The organism is Enterococcus malodoratus ATCC 43197 (assembly GCF_000407185.1).
GTDB classification, from domain to species: Bacteria; Bacillota; Bacilli; order Lactobacillales; family Enterococcaceae; genus Enterococcus_A; species Enterococcus_A malodoratus.
The window spans coordinates 370,764-394,546 of the sequence record NZ_KE136482.1; the positions used below are offsets into that span (position 1 = coordinate 370,764).

At 42.1% G+C, this 23,783-nt stretch carries 19 protein-coding genes and 1 pseudogene; 12 read left to right on the forward strand and 8 right to left on the reverse strand.

What is annotated here, in order from left to right; all coding sequences use genetic code 11:
- The first annotated feature begins 97 nt into the window (after positions 1–97).
- Both I585_RS11670 and I585_RS11675 read left to right on the forward strand, forming a co-directional pair.
- Entirely contained in the window at positions 98–946 is an 849-nt protein-coding gene (locus tag I585_RS11670; protein WP_010741986.1) for a sulfite exporter TauE/SafE family protein, read from the forward strand.
- Complete coding sequence (locus tag I585_RS11675; RefSeq protein WP_010741987.1) at positions 946–1,305, forward strand: DUF1634 domain-containing protein; 360 nt, start codon at positions 946–948, stop codon at positions 1,303–1,305. The genes I585_RS11670 and I585_RS11675 overlap by 1 nt, the downstream gene beginning before the upstream one ends.
- 51 nt (positions 1,306–1,356) lie before the next feature.
- Here I585_RS11675 and I585_RS11680 read toward each other — a convergent pair whose 3' ends face one another.
- The 4 genes from I585_RS11680 to I585_RS11695 form a co-directional block, all read right to left on the reverse strand.
- Positions 1,357–2,343 carry a polyprenyl synthetase family protein gene (locus I585_RS11680; RefSeq protein ID WP_010741988.1) on the reverse strand — a complete coding sequence of 329 codons (987 nt, stop codon included), beginning with the start codon at positions 2,341–2,343 and terminating at the stop codon, positions 1,357–1,359.
- Between the two features lie 20 nt (positions 2,344–2,363).
- Positions 2,364–2,906 (reverse strand): Gx transporter family protein, encoded by a 543-nt coding sequence (locus tag I585_RS11685; RefSeq protein WP_010741989.1) that lies wholly within the window; start codon positions 2,904–2,906, stop codon positions 2,364–2,366.
- Between the two features lie 11 nt (positions 2,907–2,917).
- Positions 2,918–3,331 carry a NusG domain II-containing protein gene (locus I585_RS11690; protein ID WP_010741990.1) on the reverse strand — a complete coding sequence of 138 codons (414 nt, stop codon included), beginning with the start codon at positions 3,329–3,331 and terminating at the stop codon, positions 2,918–2,920.
- A gap of 130 nt (positions 3,332–3,461) precedes the next feature.
- The gene (locus I585_RS11695) at positions 3,462–5,426 is read right to left on the reverse strand and encodes an FAD-dependent oxidoreductase (protein ID WP_010741991.1); all 1,965 of its coding nucleotides are present in this window, start codon (positions 5,424–5,426) and stop codon (positions 3,462–3,464) included.
- Between the two features lie 256 nt (positions 5,427–5,682).
- On the opposite strand from I585_RS11695, the gene pplA reads away from it, so the two are divergent.
- The 4 genes from pplA to menA (I585_RS11715) all read left to right on the forward strand — a co-directional run bounded on the left by pplA (position 5,683) and on the right by menA (I585_RS11715) (position 9,867).
- On the forward strand, positions 5,683–6,582 hold the full coding sequence (gene pplA / locus I585_RS11700) for an extracellular electron transfer flavoprotein PplA (protein WP_010741992.1): 900 nt from the start codon (positions 5,683–5,685) through the stop codon (positions 6,580–6,582).
- Between the two features lie 186 nt (positions 6,583–6,768).
- Complete coding sequence (locus tag I585_RS11705; protein ID WP_010741993.1) at positions 6,769–7,833, forward strand: FAD:protein FMN transferase; 1,065 nt, start codon at positions 6,769–6,771, stop codon at positions 7,831–7,833.
- 10 nt (positions 7,834–7,843) lie between these two features.
- Positions 7,844–8,794, forward strand: a complete 951-nt coding sequence (gene menA / locus I585_RS11710) for a 1,4-dihydroxy-2-naphthoate polyprenyltransferase (RefSeq protein ID WP_010741994.1) — start codon at positions 7,844–7,846, stop codon at positions 8,792–8,794.
- Between the two features lie 86 nt (positions 8,795–8,880).
- Complete coding sequence (gene menA, locus I585_RS11715; protein ID WP_010741995.1) at positions 8,881–9,867, forward strand: 1,4-dihydroxy-2-naphthoate polyprenyltransferase; 987 nt, start codon at positions 8,881–8,883, stop codon at positions 9,865–9,867.
- A gap of 42 nt (positions 9,868–9,909) precedes the next feature.
- Here menA (I585_RS11715) and I585_RS11720 read toward each other — a convergent pair whose 3' ends face one another.
- Positions 9,910–11,340 carry a basic amino acid/polyamine antiporter gene (locus I585_RS11720; protein ID WP_010741996.1) on the reverse strand — a complete coding sequence of 477 codons (1,431 nt, stop codon included), beginning with the start codon at positions 11,338–11,340 and terminating at the stop codon, positions 9,910–9,912.
- Positions 11,341–11,718: 378 nt separating this feature from the next.
- Here I585_RS11720 and I585_RS11725 point away from each other — a divergent pair, with 378 nt between their 5' ends.
- Both I585_RS11725 and I585_RS11730 read left to right on the forward strand, forming a co-directional pair.
- Positions 11,719–12,255 carry a GNAT family N-acetyltransferase gene (locus tag I585_RS11725; protein WP_010741997.1) on the forward strand — a complete coding sequence of 179 codons (537 nt, stop codon included), beginning with the start codon at positions 11,719–11,721 and terminating at the stop codon, positions 12,253–12,255.
- Between the two features lie 59 nt (positions 12,256–12,314).
- Positions 12,315–14,057, forward strand: coding sequence for a hypothetical protein (locus I585_RS11730; protein WP_244266005.1), 1,743 nt, complete (start codon positions 12,315–12,317; stop codon positions 14,055–14,057).
- A gap of 381 nt (positions 14,058–14,438) precedes the next feature.
- Here the strand turns inward: I585_RS11730 and I585_RS22900 are convergent.
- Both I585_RS22900 and I585_RS11745 read right to left on the reverse strand, forming a co-directional pair.
- Positions 14,439–14,633 (reverse strand): annotated as a pseudogene (locus I585_RS22900) (hypothetical protein); the annotation flags it as partial.
- Positions 14,634–15,680: 1,047 nt separating this feature from the next.
- Positions 15,681–16,760, reverse strand: coding sequence for an iron-containing alcohol dehydrogenase family protein (locus I585_RS11745; RefSeq protein WP_010742000.1), 1,080 nt, complete (start codon positions 16,758–16,760; stop codon positions 15,681–15,683).
- Positions 16,761–17,021: 261 nt separating this feature from the next.
- Between I585_RS11745 and I585_RS11750 the strand changes: the two genes are divergently transcribed.
- The 4 genes from I585_RS11750 (at position 17,022) to I585_RS11765 (ending at position 21,284) form a co-directional block, all read left to right on the forward strand.
- Positions 17,022–18,473: an ABC transporter substrate-binding protein/permease gene (locus tag I585_RS11750; RefSeq protein ID WP_010742001.1), complete on the forward strand. Its 1,452-nt coding sequence runs from the start codon at positions 17,022–17,024 to the stop codon at positions 18,471–18,473.
- Positions 18,466–19,188 (forward strand): amino acid ABC transporter ATP-binding protein, encoded by a 723-nt coding sequence (locus tag I585_RS11755; RefSeq protein WP_010742002.1) that lies wholly within the window; start codon positions 18,466–18,468, stop codon positions 19,186–19,188. Before I585_RS11750 ends, I585_RS11755 begins: the two co-directional genes overlap by 8 nt.
- A 19-nt stretch (positions 19,189–19,207) precedes the next feature.
- The gene (locus tag I585_RS11760) at positions 19,208–20,359 is read left to right on the forward strand and encodes a pyridoxal phosphate-dependent aminotransferase (RefSeq protein ID WP_010742003.1); all 1,152 of its coding nucleotides are present in this window, start codon (positions 19,208–19,210) and stop codon (positions 20,357–20,359) included.
- A gap of 73 nt (positions 20,360–20,432) precedes the next feature.
- Positions 20,433–21,284 (forward strand): AraC family transcriptional regulator, encoded by an 852-nt coding sequence (locus I585_RS11765; RefSeq protein WP_010742004.1) that lies wholly within the window; start codon positions 20,433–20,435, stop codon positions 21,282–21,284.
- A 45-nt stretch (positions 21,285–21,329) separates the two neighbouring features.
- Here the strand turns inward: I585_RS11765 and I585_RS11770 are convergent, their stop codons facing one another.
- Positions 21,330–23,636 carry an HAD-IC family P-type ATPase gene (locus I585_RS11770; RefSeq protein WP_010742005.1) on the reverse strand — a complete coding sequence of 769 codons (2,307 nt, stop codon included), beginning with the start codon at positions 23,634–23,636 and terminating at the stop codon, positions 21,330–21,332.
- Positions 23,637–23,783 lie beyond the last annotated feature (147 nt).

A 23,783-nucleotide genomic window follows, 5' to 3' on the forward strand; every position in this document is an offset into this window, starting at 1 on the left:
TTGATTAAATCATTCAGTGGAATAATTAATCCAACCGCTAAATAATCTGACTATTTACAAAGTTGCGCTATAATGGCAACAGAAAGGGCGGGAAGTTATGCTTAGTCAGATAGGGTTATTATTAGTGACCGGTGTATTGGCCGGTATTTTAGGATCGATCTTAGGGATCGGCGGAGGAATTATTTTGACGCCTTTTTTGACGTTGATTATGGGCCTGGATATCAAATATGCAATTGCCGCAAGTATTGTTTGCGTCATTGCGACGAGTTCAGGCGCGACGATCGCTTATTTGAAAGACGACATGCTGAATCTGCGTGTGGCGATGTTTTTGGAAATCGCGACGACAATCGGAGCGATTGTTGGGGCGCTGCTTTCAGGGGTGGTGCCGACCGGTTTTCTATTTATCTTATTCGGCGGATTTTTACTTTTTTCAGTCAGCAATATGATCCAAAAATTACGCGGGAAAGCGAATAAGCAAGTTAAAAAGGCAACAGAGGATTCGCTGGCAGATAAGTTGAAACTGAATGGTTCTTACTATGATAAAGTTTTAGAGGAGCAGATCGATTATCAAGTCGAAAAAGTGCCGGGTGGTTTTGCGATGATGTTTGGTGCAGGGATCGCTTCGGGGCTGCTGGGAATCGGTAGTGGAGTATTCAAAGTGACGGCAATGGATACAATCATGAAAATGCCGTTGAAGCCTTCAAGTGCCACCAGTAATTTAATGATGGGGGTCACCGCAGCGGCTTCTGCGACGGTCTACTTTTTCAGCGGAGCGATCTTACCGCAAATTGCGGCACCTTTAGCTTTAGGTGTTTTAGTCGGCGCAACGATTGGCTCTCGGATTATGCAGCGCTTGAAACCAATTGTTATTCGACTGATTTTTATTCCGATTTTATTGTTTATGGGAATTCAAATGGTACTGCGCGGATTCGGGGTGATCATCTAATGGAAGACAAAGAAAAAGCAGAGATTCTGAAAATCGAACGGTCGATCGGCTATATTTTGCGGATTGGCGTGATTGTTTCGGCGACGATTATTCTGATTGGTATGATTTTATTATTCTTTCAACCAAGCACAGCGCAAGCACCGAATAGTTTGCCGCTGATTTTTCAAGGTTTGATGCAATTGGACGGGCAAGCCTTCATCATGTTGGGACTTTTTTGCCTGATTCTAACGCCAGTCTTGCGAGTAGTCGTATCCATCTTCGCTTTTGCGAAAGAAAAAGATTATTTATATGTGGCGATCACGATCATCGTACTGGTTATTCTGATTATCGGTATGAGTCTGGGATTAGTCGAAAAATAATTTTATAAATAAAAAAAACGACCAAACAAATTGTTGGTCGTTTTTTTAGTATCAACTTTTGCGTAATAAAATTTGGCTCGTCAAGCGTTCGAGTTTTTCTTTTGTGTCAAAATAGTTATCCGGTAATTTGCGAATATCTTTGAGGGCCTGTTCGGTATATTCTGCCGCCAATTGCTGAGCGTAGGTCACGCCGCCTAATTGATGAACCAGTCGTTGAACTTGCCGGGTATCTTCGTCAGTCATATTCTTTTTCTTTTCCAAGTAAGGCCGCAGCAGTTGATTGTCTTGATTAAGAGCATAAATCAAAGGGAGTGAATAGACTCCTTGCCGCACATCTTCTAAAACGGGTTTGCCGAGCATCGCGGCATCGGCCTGATAATCCAGCAGATCATCCATTATTTGAAAAGCGATACCGATATTGTGTCCGATGGTCCCGGCTTTCTTTGCGAAACGTTCGCTATTGCCGCTTTCAAAAGCACCGACAAAACAACTCAAGGCAAACAGCTCCGCGGTCTTGCCTGAGATATTTTCCAAATACTCATCAATCGTTTGATCAAGTTTGTAGCGATCATCCATCTGACCAAGTTCGCCGTCTAAAATTTTCTCCATGCTGCGAGAATTCAGCTGCAGACTTTTTAATGAAGTCGCGTAATCGGATAATAACTTGAAACAGCAAATAAATAAGTAATCTCCCGCATAAACAGCGGTGTCATTGCCAAAAGCGGAACGAATCGTCGGCAGGCCGCGGCGCAATTCAGATTCATCAACGATATCGTCATGAATCAAGGTAGCGGTATGCAGCATTTCGATGGAAGCCGCTAGCGAAGTGGCTCTTTTTTCGTCTTGATCGGTTCCAAATTGCGCGAATAATAGCTGATAGGCTGGGCGTAAAAGTTTTCCGCCAGCATGGATCATGTCCAAAACGGCCGACTCAACGTTTTTATTTTTTAATTTGACAACATTTTCCATTAATTGCAGTGTGGTAGTTAATTGTTTAGCAAGATCAGGATAGTCTTGCCACATAGGATGAAGTTTCATTTCGGATAGCCTCCTGATCCTTATTTAGATTTCTTTGTCAGTTCATAATCCAGCTGGAACTTTTGCAGCGCCTGTACATGAACCAGCAGGTAATTTCCTGCAATACCGATCACGATTCCCGCAAGAATGCCTAAGAAAGACATGACAGGCAAGTAGAGCATGACCGTCCAGGATTGCGCAATCCAGCTAGCGACTAAGAGTTGACCGACATTATGAAGAAAACCGCCGGCCGCGCTAATCCCAATGATGCTGACGCGCTTAGGCCCAAGGCTTTTAACTAAAAGCATTCCAAAATAGCTCAGCATTGAACCGCTCATACTATATAAAAATGTCGAGATTGTCCCGCCTAAAAGGGTCGTCAAAATCAGACGCATCCAAATTAAGCGAAAGCTGTCTCTTTTTGGCATCGTAAAGAGGGCCACGATCGTAATTAAATTGGCGAGTCCGAGTTTTGCACCTGGCGCAAAGGCGAAAGGCGATGGAAACATATTCTCGATTAAACCCAGGATAACCCCTTGGGCCACTAAGAGTGCTATGTAAATCAACTTTTGTGTTTTATTCATAATGAAAGCAGCTAATAAATGACACTGCCGGGTTCCCCTCCGTCTGAGGATTTTATTTCGATTAATAATTTATGCGGCAGACAAACAATCGTTTCGCCAGACTGATCGATCCATCCGCGTCGTACACAGATTTGATCGCCGCAATCCGCTTCCTTAATACGAATTCGTTTGCCTTTGACTTCGATTAAATTATAGTCGCCATCTGCGTCTTCGTAGCGATAGGTATAGGCCTGAGAGCTGTCCGTGAGATCGAAGGTTTTGATTTTCTTCCCGTCGACTGAAAGAACCGCCTCTTGTGTAGGACTAGTCGCACGATTGAGACTGAAGACCACAACCGGAGCAAAGGAGAGTAGAACTAGGATTAAAACGATAATGCCGTCCCATGGCCGCAGCAGGCTATTCTTTGCAAAATCCTTCAGTTTCAAAACTTCCACTCCTTTTTCTTGATATCTAGCTAAGCGAACGAGTTAATGAAGCTTTTCTTATCATAACATAAAGAAAGTTCTAAAGAGGGTAGGTAAGCCCCTTAGAACTTTCTTTTACTAGTGATAAAAATTAGTTCGAACTGTTTTTTCCGTAAATCGATCTTGGCGTTCCATACCACCATTTGCCAGCGGTACGCTGAATCCAAGGAATCACCCAGCGATCAAGTCCTAGAGCACGACCTGAACCGTTCATCAAAGCAAAAGCAACGGGTACGAACCAAATGTTCACCCAGTAGAACATACCTGATAGACAGAAGGCGATAACTAAACCGATCGTAGCAGCATTGGCTAACCAAGTAAATAGGCCAAAAATCAAGGCCAACGCGATTCCGATTTCAACAAAGGTCATGAATTTTTGCATGAATAAAGCAACATCTTTATTCGGCATCATGAATTCCATGATTTTTGCGAACCAGTGAGGCATTTTTTCAAAGACCGGCATTGGATTTTCACCAAAGGTATAGTTGAAGCCAAAATGTGTTGCTTGTGTAGCGGTCGCGGCTACAGCATCCGTTGCTCCGCCAGCAGCGCCAGTTGCCGCCGTCGTTGCTTCAGCTGCATGAGCCCCCGCCGCAGATGCACCAGTTGTGACTTGTTCTTGCAGCCAAGGGAAAGGGAAGACGACTTTATCAGTAAACCATGAGCCGCTGCCAAACCAAGAGCTTGGATTCAAATAACTGCCATCGCCAACCACTTTTTTCGAGGCTTCGATCAGCCACATTGAACCGTAGAAGACACGTAATGGAACGCTCCACAAAACGTTTCCGTAACGAGAAGAGTGTCCGCGTGTCACATTGCGATCGTTTTTGATATGGAAGAATTCGTGCATCATGTATTGGAACATATAATAGCCAGAACGCATATCAAAGAAGTATTTCAAATTGACGATGTGTTTCATCACGATTGCCATGAAGCCGGCCAAGTGAACTTTGTCCATTAAGTTGGCAACACCCCATTTAGAACCGATAGAAACCATAAATCCTTGGTAGTTGCTCTTGAACTCATGCTTTTGCGTATTTTTGATTTTTGCGACAATATTTGCTGCGGCAGTGTGAGCCGTTTGTTCCGCAGCTTGAACGATTTGCGGCGTTGGTTTGCCATCGCCATTTTCTTCGTAATGGACTAAATCACCAACAATGTAGATATCTTTGTCTTCGTAACCCTTAGCCTGCATGTATTCATTCGCGTACAGACGCTGACCGCGTGCAGATTCTAATCCGAAGTCGGCTGCATCAGTCGTACCCTTAACACCAGCAGTCCAAATCAACGTGTTTGTTGGAATTTGCGAACCGTCTTTTAAGACGATGTGATCTGCGGTTACTTGTGTGATGGGAGATCCTTTTGTCAGCTGGATGCCTTTTTTCATCATGAAGCGTTCGGCCTTTTCGGCATCTTTGCGATCTAGCATATTTAAAATAGTCGGAAGGGCTTCCACGACCATTAAAGAAAACTCTTCAGGACGCAACTTATGTTCCTTCGCCAGAACATCTTTCCATTCCATCAATTCACCGATCATTTCGATTCCAGTGAAGCCAGAACCGCAGACGACAAAGGTCAGCATCGCACGGCGAATCGCTTCATCTGGTTCAAGCGCCGCCTTAGCTACGGTATCTTCAATATGTTTTCTGATCTTGATCGCATCTTCCATCGACCATAAGGTAAATCCGTGTTCCTTAACACCAGGAGTACCGAAATCGTTAGGTTCGCCGCCCATACCGATGATCAATTGATCAAAAGGATACTTTCCTAATTTGGTTTTGACGATTTTTTTCTCTTTATCGATGCCGATAACCGTATCCGTTACGAGTGAAACGTTTTTCTTTCGTGCAAATAGACGCTGTAGGTCATATTGCACAGCTTCGGGTTCAACCCGTCCACCAGCCACTTCGTGTAATTCGGTCATCATTGTATGGTAAGAGTGACGATCGATCAAGGTGATCTCAACGTCGTCTTTTTTTAACTTTTTGGCCATGAATTTCGTTGCTGCAACACCTGCATACCCTGCACCCACAACGACAATCTTCTGTTTCGTCATTGATAATCCACTCCCTTTAATTGATAATGACTGCACAATAATAATGTATTGATAATAGCTGAACAATCGATATCATTATACATATAGTTTATTTTTTTGTCTATTAGAATTGTTTTACTCTAATAACCGTCTTTTTTTAACAAATTAATTAGAAAATATAAGTTATATGTAAAAAAAGATGTACAAAATTAAACAACTGATTTAGAATGATTCTTGTTTAATGAATCACAAAAAAAGAAAAAGGTGGAGTTAAATCATGAAAATGAAAAAAATAGTATCCGGGTTTGCGGTTGTGGCATTTTCAACAGTGGCTTTAGCAGCTTGTGGCGGAAATAATGACAAGGAAGCCTCATCAAGTTCTTCAGCGAGCTCTTCTGAAGCAGTTAAGCCAGCAGAAAAAGAAGCGGGCGGCGATTTAAAAGACGGCACTTATAAATTAGAAGAAAAGAATTACGATCACGGTTATCGGGTTGTTTTTGATATGACAGTTAAAGACGGAAAAATTACGAAATCAAATTATGATTACCTGAATGAAGATGGGAAATCTAAACAAAAAGATGCTGAATACGAAAAAAGCATGAAAGAAAAAACCAAAACTGGTCCAAAAGAATACATTCCAGCATTGAATAAATCATTAGAACAAACGCAAAATCCAGATGCAGTAGAAGTTGTTACGGGTGCAACGCATTCAAGTGAAAACTTCAAAAATTACTCACAACAATTAGTTCAAGCTGCTCAAGCAGGCGATACGAACACGATTGAAATCGACAACGGCGCAGCATTGAAAGACGGTACGTATAAATTAGAAGAAAAGAACTATTCTAACGGCTACCGCACAGTGTTTAGCTTGACTGTTGCTGGCGGAAAAATCACTGAATCTAACTTCGATATGATCGACAAAGATGGTAAATCTAAAAAAGATGACGCGGATTATGAAAAGAACATGAAGGCTAAAAGCGGTGTAGGTCCAAAAGAATACATTGAACAATTAAACAAAGGTTTAGTTGAAAAAGGTGCTCCTGCTGACGTTGAAGTTGTGACAGGTGCGACTCATTCTTCACACGCATTCCAAACGTATGCTTCACAATTAGTGAACGCAGCTGAAAAAGGAAACACTACTGCCATTCAAGTGGACAATATCGTAACTAAAAAATAATTCCGGTACATGACGGAATGTTTGAAGGGTTTGTGGCAGATCAGTCACAGACCCTTTTTGTCAATGATGCTTTATTAGTCTGGGCATACAGCAGGTCTACTATTTAAAAAATCGGCGTGGTAAAGTTGTCCGAAAAACGCTATGATAAGGTGAAAAAAATATTGAATAGATAAAGGAAGTAGTTACGTGAAGAAGCGCATACTAGTATTATTTTTTGGTTTAATTACAATTATTTTAGCGGCTTGCGGCAGCAGTCAACCGAAAATAAATGAAAAGCCTTATGAAGATAAACAGTTTTTAATGGGTACATATGTCCAAATTCGTATTTACGATGATGGCAAGAAGAGCGCGTTGAAGCCGGCCTTTAATCGAGTGAAGGAATTGGCTGATAAGATCACCGTCAACCAAGAGGGGTCAGAAATCGATGAAATCAATAAACAGGCAGGGATAAAACCCGTCAAAGTAACAAATGATATGTACTATTTATTGAAGGAAGCTTATAAATATAGTCAGGATTCCAAAGGCGGCTTCGATATGGCGATCGGTTCGATTACATCTTTATGGCGAATTGGTTTTCCTGATGCACGTAAACCGGCACAAAGTGAGATTGATCAGGCCTTGAAATTGGTGAATTATCATGACGTGGAATTTAATGACGCTGAAAAGACGGTCTATTTGAAACAAGCAGGGATGAAATTAGATTTGGGCGCGATTGCTAAAGGCTACATTACCGATGAAGTCGTGAAAGTCTTGAAAGAAAATGATGTAACGACCGCGATTATTGACCTTGGCGGAAATGTTTTTGTGATGGGACACAGTCCCCGCGGTGATCAAAATGAAGACTGGACTGTAGGAATTCAAGATCCAAATCAAGCACGTAACGTGGTGTTGGGAAGTGTTCCTGAGAGCAATATGTCGTTAGTAACTTCGGGGATTTATGAACGTTACTTGGAAGCAGATGGAAAGACGTATCATCATCTGTTTAATCCAAAGACCGGTTATCCCTTCGACAATGACATCGCCGGCGTAACGATCGTCTCTAAAAAATCGATCGATGGCGACGGACTGTCCACCGCAGTCTTTTCAATGGGAGTCAAAGACGGCTTGAAATATGTTGAAGAGTTGAAGGACACGGAGGCGATCTTTGTCACGCGTGACGATAAAGTGTATGTAACTTCTGGTTTGAAGGATCATTTTGAATTGAACAAAGAAGCGGGTTACAAAATGGGCAACGACAAGGATTTGAAATAGGGAGCATGCCATGACAAGAAAAAGTTTTTTTGACTTAGTAGAGATCCGAACCAAGTTGGCGAGTCTATTTCCATTTGTGATCGCGGTATTGTTTACCAACACATATTTTCATTCCTTTCATTGGGGCAAGACCTTGTTCTTCTTTTTTGGAATGATCGCTTTTGACATGGCGACGACTGCAATCAATAATTATATGGATTTCCGCAAAGCACATTCTGAGGAGTATAAGTATCAAGAAAATATCATCGGCAAAGATCAGCTGTCTGAAAAAACAGTCGTGATGATCATTTTCGGTTTGATCGGTTTCGCCGCCGTTGTTGGACTTACGTTAGCGATCCAAACGGGCTGGCTGCTGCTGGTTATGGGCTGTGCTTGTTGTTTCATCGGTGTATTCTATACATTTGGTCCAATCCCGTTATCACGTATGCCTTTAGGTGAAGTGTTCAGCGGTGTTACGATGGGCCTAGGGATATTTGCGATCACGATTTATTTGAACACGTACGATCAAAAGCTTTTTTATATGGATTTAGACTTTAAACGTTTTGCGATTACCGGCAGTACGACGGCTGCACTTGCGGTAGTTTGGGCATCGCTGCCGTTGATTGCGACGATTGCTAATATCATGCTGGCGAATAATATCTGTGATTTGGATCAGGATATCGCGAATCATCGGTATACCTTGCCTTTTTACCTAGGCAAAAAGAATGCCGTGATTTTATTCAATGGCTTGATGTACAGTTCGTATCTGGCAATTGCCATCGGTTGGATCGCTGGAATCTATCAATGGCCGATTTTATTAGTTTTCTTGAGTCTATTAAAAGTCTATCCGCAAACAAAAGCTTTTACGAAAGAGCAGATTAAGAGTAAAACGTTTGCGATGTCGATTAAGAATTTAGTCACATTCAATGGCTGTTACGCACTAGGGCTGTTGGTCACGTTGCTTTGGCAATCTTTCAGTTAATTAAAAGTCTCGCTGCCACCTAGATTTTTAGGTGGTGGTAGGATTTATGGACAGAAATAGGAAATTTTGCAGGTTGGGGGTTCAATATGGAAGACACTAAGCGGCTAAGGGCAGCGCAGAATAAAATGACCAAGGAAAATTTCTTTGAACTTGTGCAAATACGCACAAAATTTGCTGGGATATTTCCTTTTGTGATCGCCGTACTATTTACGAATACGTATTTCCACTCGTTTCATCCGGGGAAAACACTGGTCTTCTTTTTCGGAATGTTTGCCTTTGATTTAGCCATCACCGCCATCAATAATTATATGGATTTTCAAAAGGCGCACTCTGAAAAATATAAATATGAAGAGAATGTCATTGGTCGAGAAAACCTATCGGAGAAACAAATTCAGCGTCTGATTTTCGGACTGGTTGGTTTTTCAGCAATCGTGGGGATTGTCTTGGTTATTCAAACTGGCTGGCTGCTTTTGCCAATGGGGGCGGCGTGTTTCTTTGTCGGCATATTTTATACGTATGGTCCGATCCCGCTTTCTCGCATGCCGTTGGGGGAGATTTTCAGCGGAGTAACGGAAGGCTTAGGGATTTTTGCGATTACGATTTACTTGAATACCTACGACCAGCGGCTCTTTTTTATGGATTTGGATTTCAACCACTTTGCAGTGACAGGAGATACGATGGCTGTGATCGCGGTTATTTGGGCAGCATTGCCCTTGATGCTGACGATCGCGAATATCATGTTGGCAAATAATCTGTGTGACCTAGAGCAGGATGTTCAAAACCAGCGCTATACCTTGCCATTTTATATTGGGCGCGAGTGGGGTGTTCGGTTGTTTAACGGATTGATGTACAGCTGCTATGCGGCAATTATCATTGGCTGGATTGGCGGAATTTATCAATGGCCGATCTTACTAACGTTTATTAGTCTGCTAAAAGTTTTTCCGCAAACGCAGATTTTTACTAAAGAGCAGATCAAAAGCAAAACATTTCCAATGGCCGTTGAAAATCTGATCGTATTTAATAGCTGCTATGCAGTTGGACTTTTAGCTACGATGATTTTGCAACTTATATAATAGAAGAAAGGCGGCAGTGATCAAAAATCACTGCCGCCTTTCTTACCCTAATTGTATCAAAAAGACAATCAAACTAAGCAACCCAAAACTTGTAACGATCGCGAATAGAATTTTGTCTCGTTTCGTCGTGAAGACGGGGCGATGATAGGTGTGGCTGTTCCAAAACCAAAAGACAAAACCGAGCGCATAGATTCCGATACAGTAGAGCAAGTTCAGAATCCCTGATGAATACAACATATAGATCCCGTAAATAATTCCGCCAACGGCTAAAAATTGCTGACTCTTATGTTGTTTGCCTTTGGCGACCTGCCATAAGAAGGCGGCAGATAAAACATAAGGAACAAGAACCATCGTCGTTGCGGTATCAGTCACGGACTGAAAAGCGTCCATCGCCCAGCGAGATATCAAAAAGACGATCTGCATAATGACGCCATTAAGGACTAAGGCGTTTACCGGCGCATTTTGTTTGTTGGCCTTTCCTAAGAAAGCCGGAAACATCTTGTCTTGTGCAGCATCAAAAGAAATTTCCGCTGCTAAGATCGTCCAGGAAATCCAAGCACCCAAGACTGAAATGATCACACCAATATTGATCATTTGCCCGGCCCAAGCGCCAGTTGATGCTCGCAGAACCCCGCTTAATGAAGGGCTAGGCAAGTTTGCCAGCTGTTCTTGCGGCAACGAACCAAAGCTAAGCATGACGATCAATACATAGATCGCCAGTGTTACACTGTAGCCGATCAAGGTTGCCCGACCGACATCGCGGGCACGTTTTGCCCGACCAGATAGGACAACGGCACCTTCAATCCCGACGAAAACCCACATTGTTTGCAGCATTGCGTGGCGAATTTGGGTAGGAATGCTGCCTAATTTTTGCCCGTTCATCATCATATTTTTAGCGAAAACATCCATTGAAAAGGTCTGATACTTAAAATGAACAAATAAAAGAAAAATTGCTAATAAAATTGGAACCACTTTTGCACTTGTCGCAATCGTGTTTAAAATACTAGCCGTTCGAATGCCGCGAGCGACTAAGAAAATGACGCCCCAGATCATAAAGGTTCCTAAAAATAATCCGATCCGACCACCTGAACCACCAATCGCCGGAATAAACTTGCTTAATGCATCTAGAAATAAGATGACAAAAGAGACATTTCCGATAATATTACTCAGCCAATAGCCCCAAGCGGAGTTAAAGCCGATATAATCACCAAAACCATCTTTAGCATAATAATAAATTCCGCCGATGATCTCGGGCTCCTCTCTCGAAAGAGTTTGAAAAACTTTCGCGATAAAGAATACACCGATTCCGGTAATCAGCCAGGCTAATAATGAAGCGATAACACCGGCGGATTGCGAAATACTGCTGGGCAGATTAAAAACGCCGCCCCCCAGCATCGAGCCGATGACGATCATACTCAAGCCCAATAAACTCATTTCCTTTGTGTGATTATCGGGCGTTTGATTCTGTTCCATAAATACCCTCCTATAGAAACACTGTTTCTATTCAAGCATATTTCACTAAAAATAACCAGAAGGAAGAGGTGAAACTACGCGCTTTTAACTTAGAGAATCGCCACTTATTTTTAATCAAATTTTCCGTTTCCGTTATTCATTGATTGTTAGAAAAACTTGGTTAAAACAACCTGCTACCGATTGAGTTGTCTCGTTTTATCAAATTGAGTGATTCATCTGTTATTGTTGCCATCACTATGTCAACTAAGGTAGATATGAGTAGAAGCCTTGAATTAATAATAGGCGGATGATTATCTAAAGATTTGTTTGCGTCTTTTTTAGATAGGGTGTTTTTTTATTTAACAGAGTGATAGAATTGAACCAGCAAGGAGGTCCAAGATGATTGAAATTCGAGTAGCAACACGTGCAGATGCGTCTGCACTAGCAGCGATTTATGCACCATACGTTAAAGAAACCACCATTACGTTTGATTATGATGTACCTAGTGAAGCGGATTTTGTTCAGAAAATAGAGGAAACGGTTACTGCTTATCCTTATTTTGTGGCAGAGGATGATGGCGTAATTTTAGGTTACGCTTATGCCCACGCTTATAAAGAGCGGGCCGCCTATGATTGGGCAGTGGAGGTGAGCGTCTATGTTGATCGCGATAAACGCGGCAATGGCGCCGGAAAATTATTGTATCAGGCCTTAGAAGATGCCTTGAGAAAACAAAACATAGCGATTTTAACCGCATGTATTACTGGTGGAAATCAAGGAAGTATCCATTTCCACGAGAAGCTTGGCTATCAAAAAGTCGCTCAGTTTCCTAAAATCGGCTACAAATTTGAAAAATGGCTGGATGTCATTTGGCTGGAAAAATTCTTAACTGAGGTTGAAGGGGATCTGCCGCCTTTTATCCCTTTTTCTAAATTATGAAGCTAAAAGAACGGTTTCCGTTTATCGCAACGACCAAAGGAAAAGTTTTTGTCGGTTTTGTGGCCTTGGCTATAATTTTTAGACTCGTCATCGCGGCGGAAATGCCGGTCAAAATTTATATGCAGGCGGGGTATGACGATGCGCTTTCGATCAACCAAGCATTGACTATTCTTGCCGGAAAGTGGCTAGGGGCTTACAATGCCGGAACGCTGACCAAGGGATTATCCTTTACCTTCTTTTTGATTGCTAATCACTTTTCGCAGCTTTCTTATCCGTTGTTTTTGTGTCTATTCAACATTGGGGCGGCCTTTGCTATAGTCAGAGCATTGACTCCCTTGATCAGAAACAGCTATCTAAGTGGTTTGAGCTTTCTATTTCTCATTTTTTCCCCCGCGACGTTGGCTTCGGAATTTTCGCTGCGGGTTTACCGGAACAGTTTAGTTTTTGCGGCTGTACTATTTGTTTTAGCAGGAGTACTCGGCCTTTATTTACGCAGAAAAGATACGATTAAGCGGCGGCTTCCATGGTCAATTGTGCTGATGATCGCTTTTCCGTTCTTTTGGTTTTTGCGGGAGGATTCCATTTGGCTAGTGCCACTTTATCTGGTGGCGACGATTTGTACACTTTTTGGGATCATCGTACAGGATCGTCGGCTAGGGACAACTTTTAAAGAAAAATGTCGTAATTTTGGACGTTCATTGAAGGCGGCGAGTAAGAAGAAAATAGGTATGAATATTTTGCTGTTGCTCGCACCTGTGCTGTTAACGTTAGGAGAGTCATTGGTGATCTCCAAAATCAATGAGGAGCATTATGGGATCTTTACCACTAATGATCGTACGAAGACATCCTTTGCTAAGCTGACGGAAAATTTGATTCAAATCGACAACAGCAAGTATGATTCCCGATCAATTGCTGAAAACAGCGGTATCTGGGTCTCAAAGAAAACCTTAGCTCAGGCACAAAAGGTATCACCAACGCTGGCCAAATACCATGAGGGTATTAATTGGATGGTGAAGGATTCCATTTGGCCTGAATCTTGGCCAGTTGAAAATGGAGAGTTACCGGGAGATATGTTTGTCTGGGGGCTGAGAGAAATGTTCCAACGGGCAGGATTGTATAAAGACGGTCGGGAAAACGAAAAAGTTTTCAAAAAAATCAATCAGGAATTAGAAAAAGGCTTCGAGACTGGTCAATTGACTAAGAAAAAAATGCTGTTTGTTTCGAAGCAGAGTAATGGAAAAAAACTGGAAGATCTAGGGAAAGTACTCAATTATATGGGTACCGGTGGCATCGAGACAATCCTTTATAAGAGCTATCGAACAGATTATGGCGGTTCAATCTTTGTCGCCAACCAACCTGCGCAGGTCATTCTGAATTTGATTAATGTCAAGTCAGTCTCGACTATCAAAAAAGGAATGGAAGCTGAAGCGAAGCGAACAAAACCTTTGGTGCGGATTATTAACGGCCTTATTTGGCTATATCGGATCCTATCGCCGATTCTCTTGCTTATCAGTTTAGGCGCCATATTGAAGTTTATTATGATCTATTTCAAAAAGAACGAGACGCGAACCATTTTGGCTGACTATTTGATTATTTTCCTAGGATTGTTGCTGACGTATACCGTCTATCTCTTCGGCGTTTCATGGTTTGCTACCTGGGCGCCGGGCGGAAAAGGCTTGTTCATGTTTTTCTACACAGGAGCAGGTGTTCCTTTGCTGCAAGTGGTCGAGATACTAGGCATCGCATTGGTCGTAAGAAATGTCAGAGGAAAATTATTCGAAAGCACAGCTGAAATAAATTAGATCCAGCTAACCATATTCTAATTAAATTCAATAAGAATTGTTACGTTCCTATACCAATGGTTTGCTATCCTTGCATTGTAAAAGTGAGGAGGGCCCTAATAGCACAATGAAACCAGAGAGGAACACTTCGAAAAACGAAGTAAAAACCACCGACTTTCTATTAGAAATGTTGGCGTTGTTCATTCTAATTTTCTTAACTATTTATGCCATTAGAACCGGGAAGATTTTTTAAAAAAGAAAATATGTATTAGCTGTTCGGTTATTAGAAAAAGCAAAGACCTTGATTTCAAGGGCTTTGCTTTTTTGATTTTATTCAAATCTACAATATTTCTCATAGCGGAATTTAATTACGATGTCAGGTTGTAGTGTGGAGTTAATTAATTATGGCTGAATCCCATATTTTGAGATTCCCAATTGAACTTCTCCAGAAGTCTTGTGTGTGGTGGTTCGTAAAGCTTCTTCCTCAGACATTCCATTTCGTACTTTCCAAGCGACAGGAGACATCCCATACTTATTAACAAAATCTGTTAATGATAAATTGTCAGCGTCTTGTTGAGCAGATGATTGTTGATTTTCAACAGCAGGTTCTGGCGTTTGTGGAGAGTAAGTTGGTGCGCTTCCGTTAGCAAAATCACTAGCCTCCTGTTCGGTTGCGCCTTTTTCAATCGCTTCTTGATATCTGGCATCCCTGATATTTGCATTATGGTCACCGTAGCCAGTTCCTTGTGGCATAGAAGGTTGGGTGCTGTTATTGACAGATGCATTATTACTGTCTGTTGTCGAAGAAGTGCTTGAATGCGTAGTATTAGTAAAGTTTGTATGTGTAAGAGTTAAACCAGCGGAATCAACGTACTTTTGTACAAGATCTTGCGACAAGTCACCATTAAATTGCATTAAAATTTTTTTCTTTTCATTCGTTGCAGTATATGAAAAAGCGATTGCTGACTCTTTACCTAAATCATCATAATAGGTTTTAGTTTTATTTAAATCTTTAGTATTGTCAAAAGAGAAAATTCGAGCATTCATATATTCATTTTCATCGTCCTTTTGAATACCGAAAATATAAGCCTCTTTAGCGGACATAGGAGCCATTCCAAAGTCATCTTTTGTCATAGATTTAGAGGCTTCTACAGTTAGCCCATCTATTTTGAATTTGTTAATAATTGCTTCTAAGTTTTCTGTTGCCTTTTTCTGTCTTGAACTGCTAGTTGTTAATTTTGCCCTTGTCGAATCCGTTGATTCTGCTTTTTTATTAGTTGAACAGGCGGAAAGGACAAGGACAGAGCATACCAATAATACGATGTTAAACTTTTTCATTGCTAATCTCCTTCAAAGTTTTTCAATAGCACATTTTTGTATCAATTTCCAAATAACCATTGGATCGATTCTCTATAGTGTTTATTATATCGGAAAAAAACTCCTGTCACGAAAAAAAGTTTATCTAACACATAGAGTAGAGTGATGTGTTATGAACAGAATTAGTAGACCTGCTATATGATTAGGGCAGAAAGATTATTAATAAATAAATGATATACCCTGATTGGCTTTTATCATTAGAAAAGAAAAAAATTTTTTCAAAAACAAAAAAAGAGAACTTGCGAATTCTGCAAGTTCTCTTCGTCATTAGCGGGTAAATTCTTCCAAGGTCTTCATTTTTTGAATCACTAGGTCTGGAGTGATCGTTTCTTTCATGAGATGGATCATCTCGCCGGGGGCGCACGCGCGCTCGGCGACGGCTTGGTAATCTTCTTCTGTTAAATGCATACCTAAATCAACGAGATTTGTTGGTAATTTTAATTGGTGGTAAAAAGGTAACAGATTTTTGATTTCAGTTAATTCATCTTCAATCATCAATTGAACTAGAATTCCGTAGGCGACTTTATTTCCGTGAAGTTGCTGGTGACTATCGGGTAAGACAGTCAGGGCATCGTGGATCGAATGCGCCCCAGCGGTACGTCCATATTCATCACCAAATCCGCCGACCATACCAGCCAATAAGATGTTCGTCTCAACGACATCGATAAAGGCTTGGTTCATTTCTTGCGTATCTATCGCCACTAAGGCTTCAGTACTCTTTTCTAAAAGAATCTCACGACATTTTTTTGCGGCAAATTCAGCGACTTGAACTTCGACCGGCTTTACCTCTAATTGAGAAATAATCGCGTGGGATTCGTACCATTTTGCTAAGGTATCCCCAATACCGGCGATCATCAATTCTCGTGGGGACTGCAAGATAATTGCTGGATCAATCAGCACTAGATCGCTGGCTTTTGGAAAGATATCGTAGCGAAGCATCACATCGGCTTCATCATAAATTACACTCAAAGGCGTATAAGCGGCACAAGTGGCAGCTAAAGTAGGCAAGATTAGGATTGGCAAATGTACCTTATAGGCAACGAACTTTCCTAGATCTGCGACTTTTCCGCCGCCCACAGCGATGATGCCGTCAAATTGTTCCTCCATGCATAAAGACGCAAATTTTTCAGCGGCAGAATCTGTACATTGACCGCCGTAATAATGAAAAGCTTTTGTTATTGATAACTCAGGAAAGTAAGTCTTTACAGCTGCCCAGGATTTTTCGCCGTGCAGAATGAGAACTTTTTTGATATTTCTTCTATTAAGGTGGGACTCCAATGATTTCCAAGCCTCTTTTTTTAGCTCGTATTCTTGCGGAGCGCCCCGTACAATCAATTGTTTTGTCATCGTAAAACTTCTTTCATTATTTTTTTAGATAATTCTTTTTTTATTATAACTAGTGTGGTAGTATAAGTGCAAGTTCTTTTTGAATAATTATTCTTTAATTGTTCCTGTACTTATATTATTATTCAAAAAGAAGTGTCGGTCGTGAATGTCGCCGAAAAGAGAAATTCGGTTTTAATGTCACAGCAAGACACATAAATGAGTGCCAGACTAGTTTTTCGCCAGAGAAATTAGTTCATTTAATAGTAAGAAGGAGTGGGATGGATGAAGAAAAAAATTGGAGCACTAGTAACAGTGCTGCTGATGTTGCTGAGTTTTTTACCAGCAAAAGCGCAAGGGGCAGAGAAAGATGAGATATACGAGCGCATTCAGCAGAGCGGTGAATTAGTTGTAGGGCTATCGGCAGATTATGCGCCTTATGAATTTCACGCGGATGTAGATGGAACCGATAAAATCGTTGGTTTTGATATATCGATCGCTAAAAAAATCGCTAAAGATATGGGCGTGAAGCTGAAAATCGAGGAATTAGGTTTTGATGCTTTACTAGGCGCCTTGAAGACCGGCAAGATCGACTTGGTTATTTCTGGTATGTCGATCACGGAAGAACGACTAAAGGAAGTCGATTTCTCTGATCCATATTTTGTCGTGCAGCAAAAAGTATTGGTTCGTAAAGGGGATAAAAATAAATACAAAACAACAGCAGATTTTAACGGCGTACCTGTTGGCGCCCAGAAACAAACAACACAAGAGGATCTAGTTAAAAATGAATTAACTGGTGCTGATCCGACGTCGTTGCAAAAAGTTCCAGACTTGATCAATAATTTATTGAATAAAAAAGTTGAGGCCGTGGTATTAGAGCAGCCAGTAGCTGAAGCTTATGTCCAACAAAGCGACAATGTTGAATTGGCGCCGGTGAAGTTTGAACAGGGTGAAAAGGTCACAGCTATTGCCATGTCAAAAAATACGCCGGAGTTGAAAAAGCATGTCAATGCGTCGATCAAAACGATCAATGACAAAGGTTTGTTGAAGGGCTATCAAAAGGAAGCCAATGAATTGATGTTCCAAGGCGAAAAATCCTTCTTGCAAAAATATGGCCCGTATTATTTAAACGGTGCGAAATATACAATTTTGCTGGCGTTTGTCGGGGTATTATTTGGTTTGATCTTCGGTAGTTTGCTAGCGCTGATGAAACTTAGCAAGAGCAAAATCTTGAAGGCCCTTGCCGTTATCTACATTGAATATGTTCGTGGTACGCCGCTTTTGGTACAAATTTTTATCGTTTATTTTGGGACTGGAGTTATCGGTTTAGATCTGTCGAAATTATTAGCAGGTTGTATTGCGGTCTCCTTGAATAGTGCTGCGTATGTCGCGGAAATTGTTCGGGCAGGGATCAATGCGGTGAACAAAGGTCAAATGGAAGCGGCTCGTTCGCTGGGGATGAACCAAAAAGAAGCGATGCGCTACATCGTCTTCCCACAGGCAATCAAAAATATTTTACCAGCCTTAGGGAACGAATTTGTAACGATCATCAAGGAATCATCTGTCGTTTCGGTTATCGGGGTGTCAGAATTGATTTTCCAAACAGGAGTAGTACAAGGAGCCAGCTTCAAGCCGTTCTTGCCATATGTTTTGGTATCGCTGATCTACTTCGTATTGACCTTCTGTATTTCCCGTCTATTAGGGTTAGTTGAAAGGAGAATGGGTCTGAATGATTAATGTAAAACAACTGTCAAAAAGTTTTGGCGATAATGAAGTGTTAAAATCGATTGATCTTGAGGTCAAAGATGGAGAAGTAGTTGTAATCATCGGACCTTCGGGAAGCGGGAAAAGTACGATTTTGCGCTGCTTGAATTTATTAGAGGAACCGACCTCCGGCGAGATCTTTTTCGAAGGGCAAAATATTACCGCCCCTGATAGCAATATCGATCAGATTCGTCAAAAGATGGGAATGGTATTCCAAAGCTTCAATTTGTTCCCGCATATGAGTGTTTTGGATAATTTGACCATCACACCAGTGAAAATAAAAAAAGAAGATGCGACGAAAGCCAAAGAGCAGGCCATGGCGTTGTTAGATCAAGTCGGTTTGAAGGAAAAAGCCGACAGCTTCCCGTCCAGTTTATCTGGCGGACAGCAGCAGCGGGTAGCAATCGCTCGGGCATTAGCGATGAACCCAGATGTAATGCTGTTTGATGAACCAACCTCAGCGTTGGACCCGGAAATGGTCGGTGAAGTACTGGCTGTTATGCAGGATTTGGCTAAAAAAGGGATGACGATGGTCGTTGTGACTCATGAAATGGGTTTTGCCAAAGAAGTGGCAGACCGTGTGATCTTCATGGCGGACGGAGTCATTCAAGAAGAAGGAACACCAGAGGAAATCTTTGATCATCCGCAAAATAGTCGGACGCAGGATTTCTTGAATAAGGTATTGTAAATTAACGAGGTGAGCAAGGATGGATAAAAGTAAAATAGCACGACGCTTCCAACAACCGGCAGAAAATTTGTTGATGAAGATCGCCGTTTTAGCAAAAGAAAAAGAAGATATTATTGATTTGTCGATTGGTGATCCCGATTTGATCACCAACCCGGCGATCATTGAGGCCGCTTATGAAGATGTCAGAAAGGGTGCGACGAATTATACGGCCCCTGATGGCAGCAAAGAATTTTTGACGACAATCGTTGATTTCTATCAAAAAAAATACGGTCTGAGTTTTCAAGTGAATCAAGTCCGTGGAACAGTCGGCGCTTTGCATGGGATGTATTTGGTAATGCAAGTGCTGCTTGATCCCGGGGATGAAGTGATCATTCACGAACCGTATTTTTCACCTTATCGTGAACAAGTCGTTTTATCTGGCGGCACACCTGTTTTTGTCCCGACCTATGAGGAAAACGATTTTCAATTAGCGGTTGCTGATTTAAAAGCGGCGGTTACGGATAAAACGAAAGCAATTATCATCAATTCTCCAAACAATCCAACCGGAGCGGTCTTCTCCGAGGAGACGTTGAAGCAGATTGCTGAAGTGGCGGTTGAAAATGATCTATTCATTATTTCGGATGAAATCTACGAAGATTTTGCCTTTAAAGAAAAATTTGTGCCAATGGCAAGTTTGGCTCCGGAAAATACGATCACCATCAGTGGCGTGTCAAAGGGCTTTGCGATGACGGGTTGGCGTTTAGGTTACATGATCGCACCAGCTTATATCAATCAAATTGCCGGGATGATCAACGAGAGTATTACTTACTCGGCCCCCACAGCTTCCCAACGCGGTGCAATCTATGCGTTGAATCATTATGAGGAGCTTGTTCCGCCGACAGTCGAGGTGTTCAAAGAACGTCTGGCTTATATTGAAAAAAGAGTCGCCGAAATTCCTTATTTATCCTTGCGTCCAGTAGCCGGCAGCATGTATGCTTTTATTAATATCAGTAAAAGCGGACTAGACTCAGTGACTTTCGTAGAAAAAGTGTTGGAACAGAGCGGTGTCTTGTTTGTTCCGGGCAAGGCTTTTGGCGCAACGGTAGGTGACGAGTATATTCGTTTAGCCGCGACACAGCCTATCGAGCTTTTATCAGAAGCTTTTGATCGACTGGCGAAGCTAACTTTTTAGCTCGCTAAAAGCGGCACGTTCTGCGAGGTTTTTCTTTGCTGGTCCTACTATAGTAGAAATAGGAGGAAAATGGATGGAATGGTTAGATCATTTAAATACGAGTATTGCTTATGTGGAGGAAAATTTGACGGGGAAAATCGAGCTGGAGCGCGCGGCGCAATTAGCGCAATGTTCTAGTTATCATTATCAGCGGATGTTCTCTTATATCGCTGATGTGACCTTGGGTGAATATATTCGCCGCCGCAAGATGAGTCTGGCGGGGGTGGATCTGCAACGAGGTGAAAAGGTCGTTGATGTCGCCGGCAAGTATGGGTATGATTCTCCCACTTCTTTTAATCGCGTGTTCAAAAGTATTCATGGAATGACACCGAAGGAAGCGAAGCAATCTGGTGCGAAATTGACCAGCTATCCAATGTTGACCTTCAAACTTACCGTAAAAGGAGTGCAGGCAATGGAATATCAATTAATCGATAAGGATGCTTTCCAAGTGACAGGTTTTGGTTTGAAACTTGCGCAGGATATGGAAGCAGCACAAAAAAGAATTCCAGAATTTTGGAACGAGGTCAGCTCTAGTGGGCAATTGGAACAATTGATTCCGCATATGGATCAAAACAATCCGGGCGTTATGGGGATCAGTTTGATGACCTCCGAGGTGCAGGATGCTTGGGAATATGTGATCGGGGTTGCTAGTAACGATACTACGGAAGAATTCGCGCAATACGAAATTCCGGCAGCAAAATGGGCGGTCTTCTCAGGAACTGGTCCGATGCCGGGTGCAATCCAAGAGCTGCAGCAGCAGGTCTTCACAGAATGGCTGCCGACGTCAGGCTTTGAATACGCTGAGCTGCCGGACATTGAGTTGTATTTGAACATGGAACCAGAAAATGCGCAGTTCCAAGTCTGGCTGCCAGTTCGAGCGAAATAAAGTAAAAGAAGCTGTGTCCACAGCTTCTTTTTTTGTGACATCCGATTACAGGAAAGCTAGTTTCAAATTGTTGATTTTCCTCGCTAAAGGCGGCCACAGCAGAAGATTAACGATCATGAAGCCTATGAACCAGCCAAAGATAGGAAGGGTCAGCGAACCAATCGATAAAAAGCTATGGAATAAAACCACTGCACCAAAAGTACCGACAGTTGTTGTGACCACTAAAAAGAATCGCAGAGGATTTAAAGGCTGGCAGGATTTAAATACTGCATAGCAACTGATCCCGATCAATAAATAATACATAAGCGTTCGTGCATCCAAGGCAGATAAGAAGAATTGACCGAAAATCCAAACGAGGACCACATTCATTAGGACTAAAAGACCGCTAGGCAAGGCTCGTTTGATGGCGATAGGTAAAAAACGTCCTTGGATTTTCCGCTTGTCTGCTTCAAAGGATAGAAAGAAGGATGGGTAGCCTTCGATCGCTAAATCGATTAAAGTGATCTGTAATGGAATGAAAGGGAACGTTGATACTGTTAAGATACAGAACAATGAAACCAGCAGCGAATAGATCGTTTTGATAAAGAATACGCCGGATGAACGAGTAATATTATTCACGACTCTGCGGCCTTCAAAGATGATCGCTGGCAAGCTGCCGAAATTAGAATCGAGCAATACTACATCCGCGATTTGACGAGTGGCGTCATCTCCTTCAGCCATGGCGATGGAAATATCTGCTTCGCGTAAAGCCAAAATATCATTTACACCGTCTCCAGTCATTCCAACGGTTTGATCCTTTGATTTCAGCTCATGGATCAATAGTTTTTTCTGTTGCGGAGTGACCCGTCCGAAGATCGAATGGGTATGGGCCAGTTCCCGAATTTTGGCTTCCTCAGTATAGGCCGAAAGATCAATGGCTTTTTGATAATCAACAAACCCGGCTTTTTCAGCGATGGCTGCGACCGTTTTTGGATTGTCGCCTGAAATAATCTTCAAATCCACGCCTTGTTCGGTTAAAAAGTTCAAGGTTTCTTGCGCGTTTTCGCGGATCGGATCACTTAAGGTCAGAAAGGCGATCGGTGACAGATTCGTTGGCTGTTCCAAGTTCTCTGATGGAGAGAGAGCAATCAAAAGAATTCGCAACCCCGCCGCTTGATAATGCTGAATCAGTGATGGAATCTCCTCGGCAGGAAGTAAATTCTCCGGCGAACCTAGATAAAGGGTGGTACCATTTTCAAAGGCTACGGCGCCATATTTTCGTTCGGATGAAAAGGGCAGTACCTGTTTCGCAGATTCGTGAGCACCTGAACCAAAATAGGCGTTTAAAGCCTGCGCGGTAGGATTGCTGTCTTCCGTTGCTGCCAAATAGCTGGTCATCAGGTCGGGAAGAGTTTCTCGATAGGACTCGGCTAAAAGATATAGATTTTCCACCTGCATCTTGCCCTCTGTTAAGGTTCCCGTCTTATCTAGACAAAGGACATCCATGTGGGCCAAATTTTCAATCGCGTACATATTTTGTACAAGCACCTGTTTTTTCGCCAATTTTAACACGCCAGTAGTCAAAGCAATACTGATCAGCAGCACTAGACCTTTCGGCAGCATCCCTAAAAGCGCGGCGACAGACGCTACGACCGCTGTGTAAGTGGAGCTGTGACGTAAAAAGAAGGCTTCGATAAAAAGTAAGACACCAATGGGTAAAATGATCAGACTGGTAAATTTGGAAATTTTTTGGATGGATTGGATCAGCTCGGATTTTATCGGTTTGGCAGCTTTGGTTTCATTGATGATTTTCGCCGCATAATTATCAGCGCCTACTCGTTCCACTTGTGCAATCAGCTGTCCGCTAGTCAGGTAGCTACCTGACAAAAGCTCAGCGCCGGCTTTTTTGATAATCGTATCAGATTCGCCAGTCAGCAGTGATTCGTTGGCTTCAGCCAGACCAGCTAAAACCAACATATCGCTGGGAATCTGCTCGCCGGCTTTTAATAGAACGGTATCTCCTAAGACTAATTTATCCGGAGCAATCCGTTGTTTTTCCCCTTCTCGAATGACGGTAATGTCATTCTGGGCCAATAGAGTCAGGCGTTCGACCATCCTTTTTGCGCGAATCTCTTGGACGATGCCGATCGTGATGTTGAATAGGATGATCAAGATAAAGAACATATTGCTGTAGGCTTTGACTGCAAATAGGCAGGCCGCCAAAAGAAAGTTTAATAAGTTAAACAGTGTTAACGTGTTTTCGCGAATGATCGTGGCGGTGGACTTTGCCGGGTTCAGACGATGATCATTAGTTTGACCAGCCTCGCTCCGCTCTTGGACTTCTTTGGCGGTTAAGCCGGTAAATGAATGCATAAATCGTTTCCTCCAAAAATATAAAAGTGGTTGGGCGTTGCTTATAGTTAATTTTATGATAATCAAAGGAATCAAATAAACAGGGCGGAAGTGATAAACAATTTGTAAACTATTTATTAATACTTGCTTTATTTTTGCGAAAATGAG

What these genes read in the sequence shown, in the direction of transcription:
- I585_RS11680 (WP_010741988.1), bottom strand. Translation starts at nt 2,343, where the DNA reads ATGAAACTTCATCCTATGTGGCAAGACTATCCTGATCTTGCTAAACAA.
- menA (WP_010741995.1), top strand. Translation starts at nt 8,881, where the DNA reads ATGGAAGACACTAAGCGGCTAAGGGCAGCGCAGAATAAAATGACCAAG.
- I585_RS11670 (WP_010741986.1), top strand. Translation starts at nt 98, where the DNA reads ATGCTTAGTCAGATAGGGTTATTATTAGTGACCGGTGTATTGGCCGGT.
- I585_RS11695 (WP_010741991.1), bottom strand. Translation starts at nt 5,426, where the DNA reads ATGACGAAACAGAAGATTGTCGTTGTGGGTGCAGGGTATGCAGGTGTT.
- I585_RS11725 (WP_010741997.1), top strand. Translation starts at nt 11,719, where the DNA reads ATGATTGAAATTCGAGTAGCAACACGTGCAGATGCGTCTGCACTAGCA.
- pplA (WP_010741992.1), top strand. Translation starts at nt 5,683, where the DNA reads ATGAAAATGAAAAAAATAGTATCCGGGTTTGCGGTTGTGGCATTTTCA.
- menA (WP_010741994.1), top strand. Translation starts at nt 7,844, where the DNA reads ATGACAAGAAAAAGTTTTTTTGACTTAGTAGAGATCCGAACCAAGTTG.
- I585_RS11720 (WP_010741996.1), bottom strand. Translation starts at nt 11,340, where the DNA reads ATGGAACAGAATCAAACGCCCGATAATCACACAAAGGAAATGAGTTTA.
- I585_RS11755 (WP_010742002.1), top strand. Translation starts at nt 18,466, where the DNA reads ATGATTAATGTAAAACAACTGTCAAAAAGTTTTGGCGATAATGAAGTG.
- I585_RS11675 (WP_010741987.1), top strand. Translation starts at nt 946, where the DNA reads ATGGAAGACAAAGAAAAAGCAGAGATTCTGAAAATCGAACGGTCGATC.
- I585_RS11685 (WP_010741989.1), bottom strand. Translation starts at nt 2,906, where the DNA reads ATGAATAAAACACAAAAGTTGATTTACATAGCACTCTTAGTGGCCCAA.
- I585_RS11765 (WP_010742004.1), top strand. Translation starts at nt 20,433, where the DNA reads ATGGAATGGTTAGATCATTTAAATACGAGTATTGCTTATGTGGAGGAA.
- I585_RS11770 (WP_010742005.1), bottom strand. Translation starts at nt 23,636, where the DNA reads ATGCATTCATTTACCGGCTTAACCGCCAAAGAAGTCCAAGAGCGGAGC.
- I585_RS11760 (WP_010742003.1), top strand. Translation starts at nt 19,208, where the DNA reads ATGGATAAAAGTAAAATAGCACGACGCTTCCAACAACCGGCAGAAAAT.
- I585_RS11750 (WP_010742001.1), top strand. Translation starts at nt 17,022, where the DNA reads ATGAAGAAAAAAATTGGAGCACTAGTAACAGTGCTGCTGATGTTGCTG.
- I585_RS11745 (WP_010742000.1), bottom strand. Translation starts at nt 16,760, where the DNA reads ATGACAAAACAATTGATTGTACGGGGCGCTCCGCAAGAATACGAGCTA.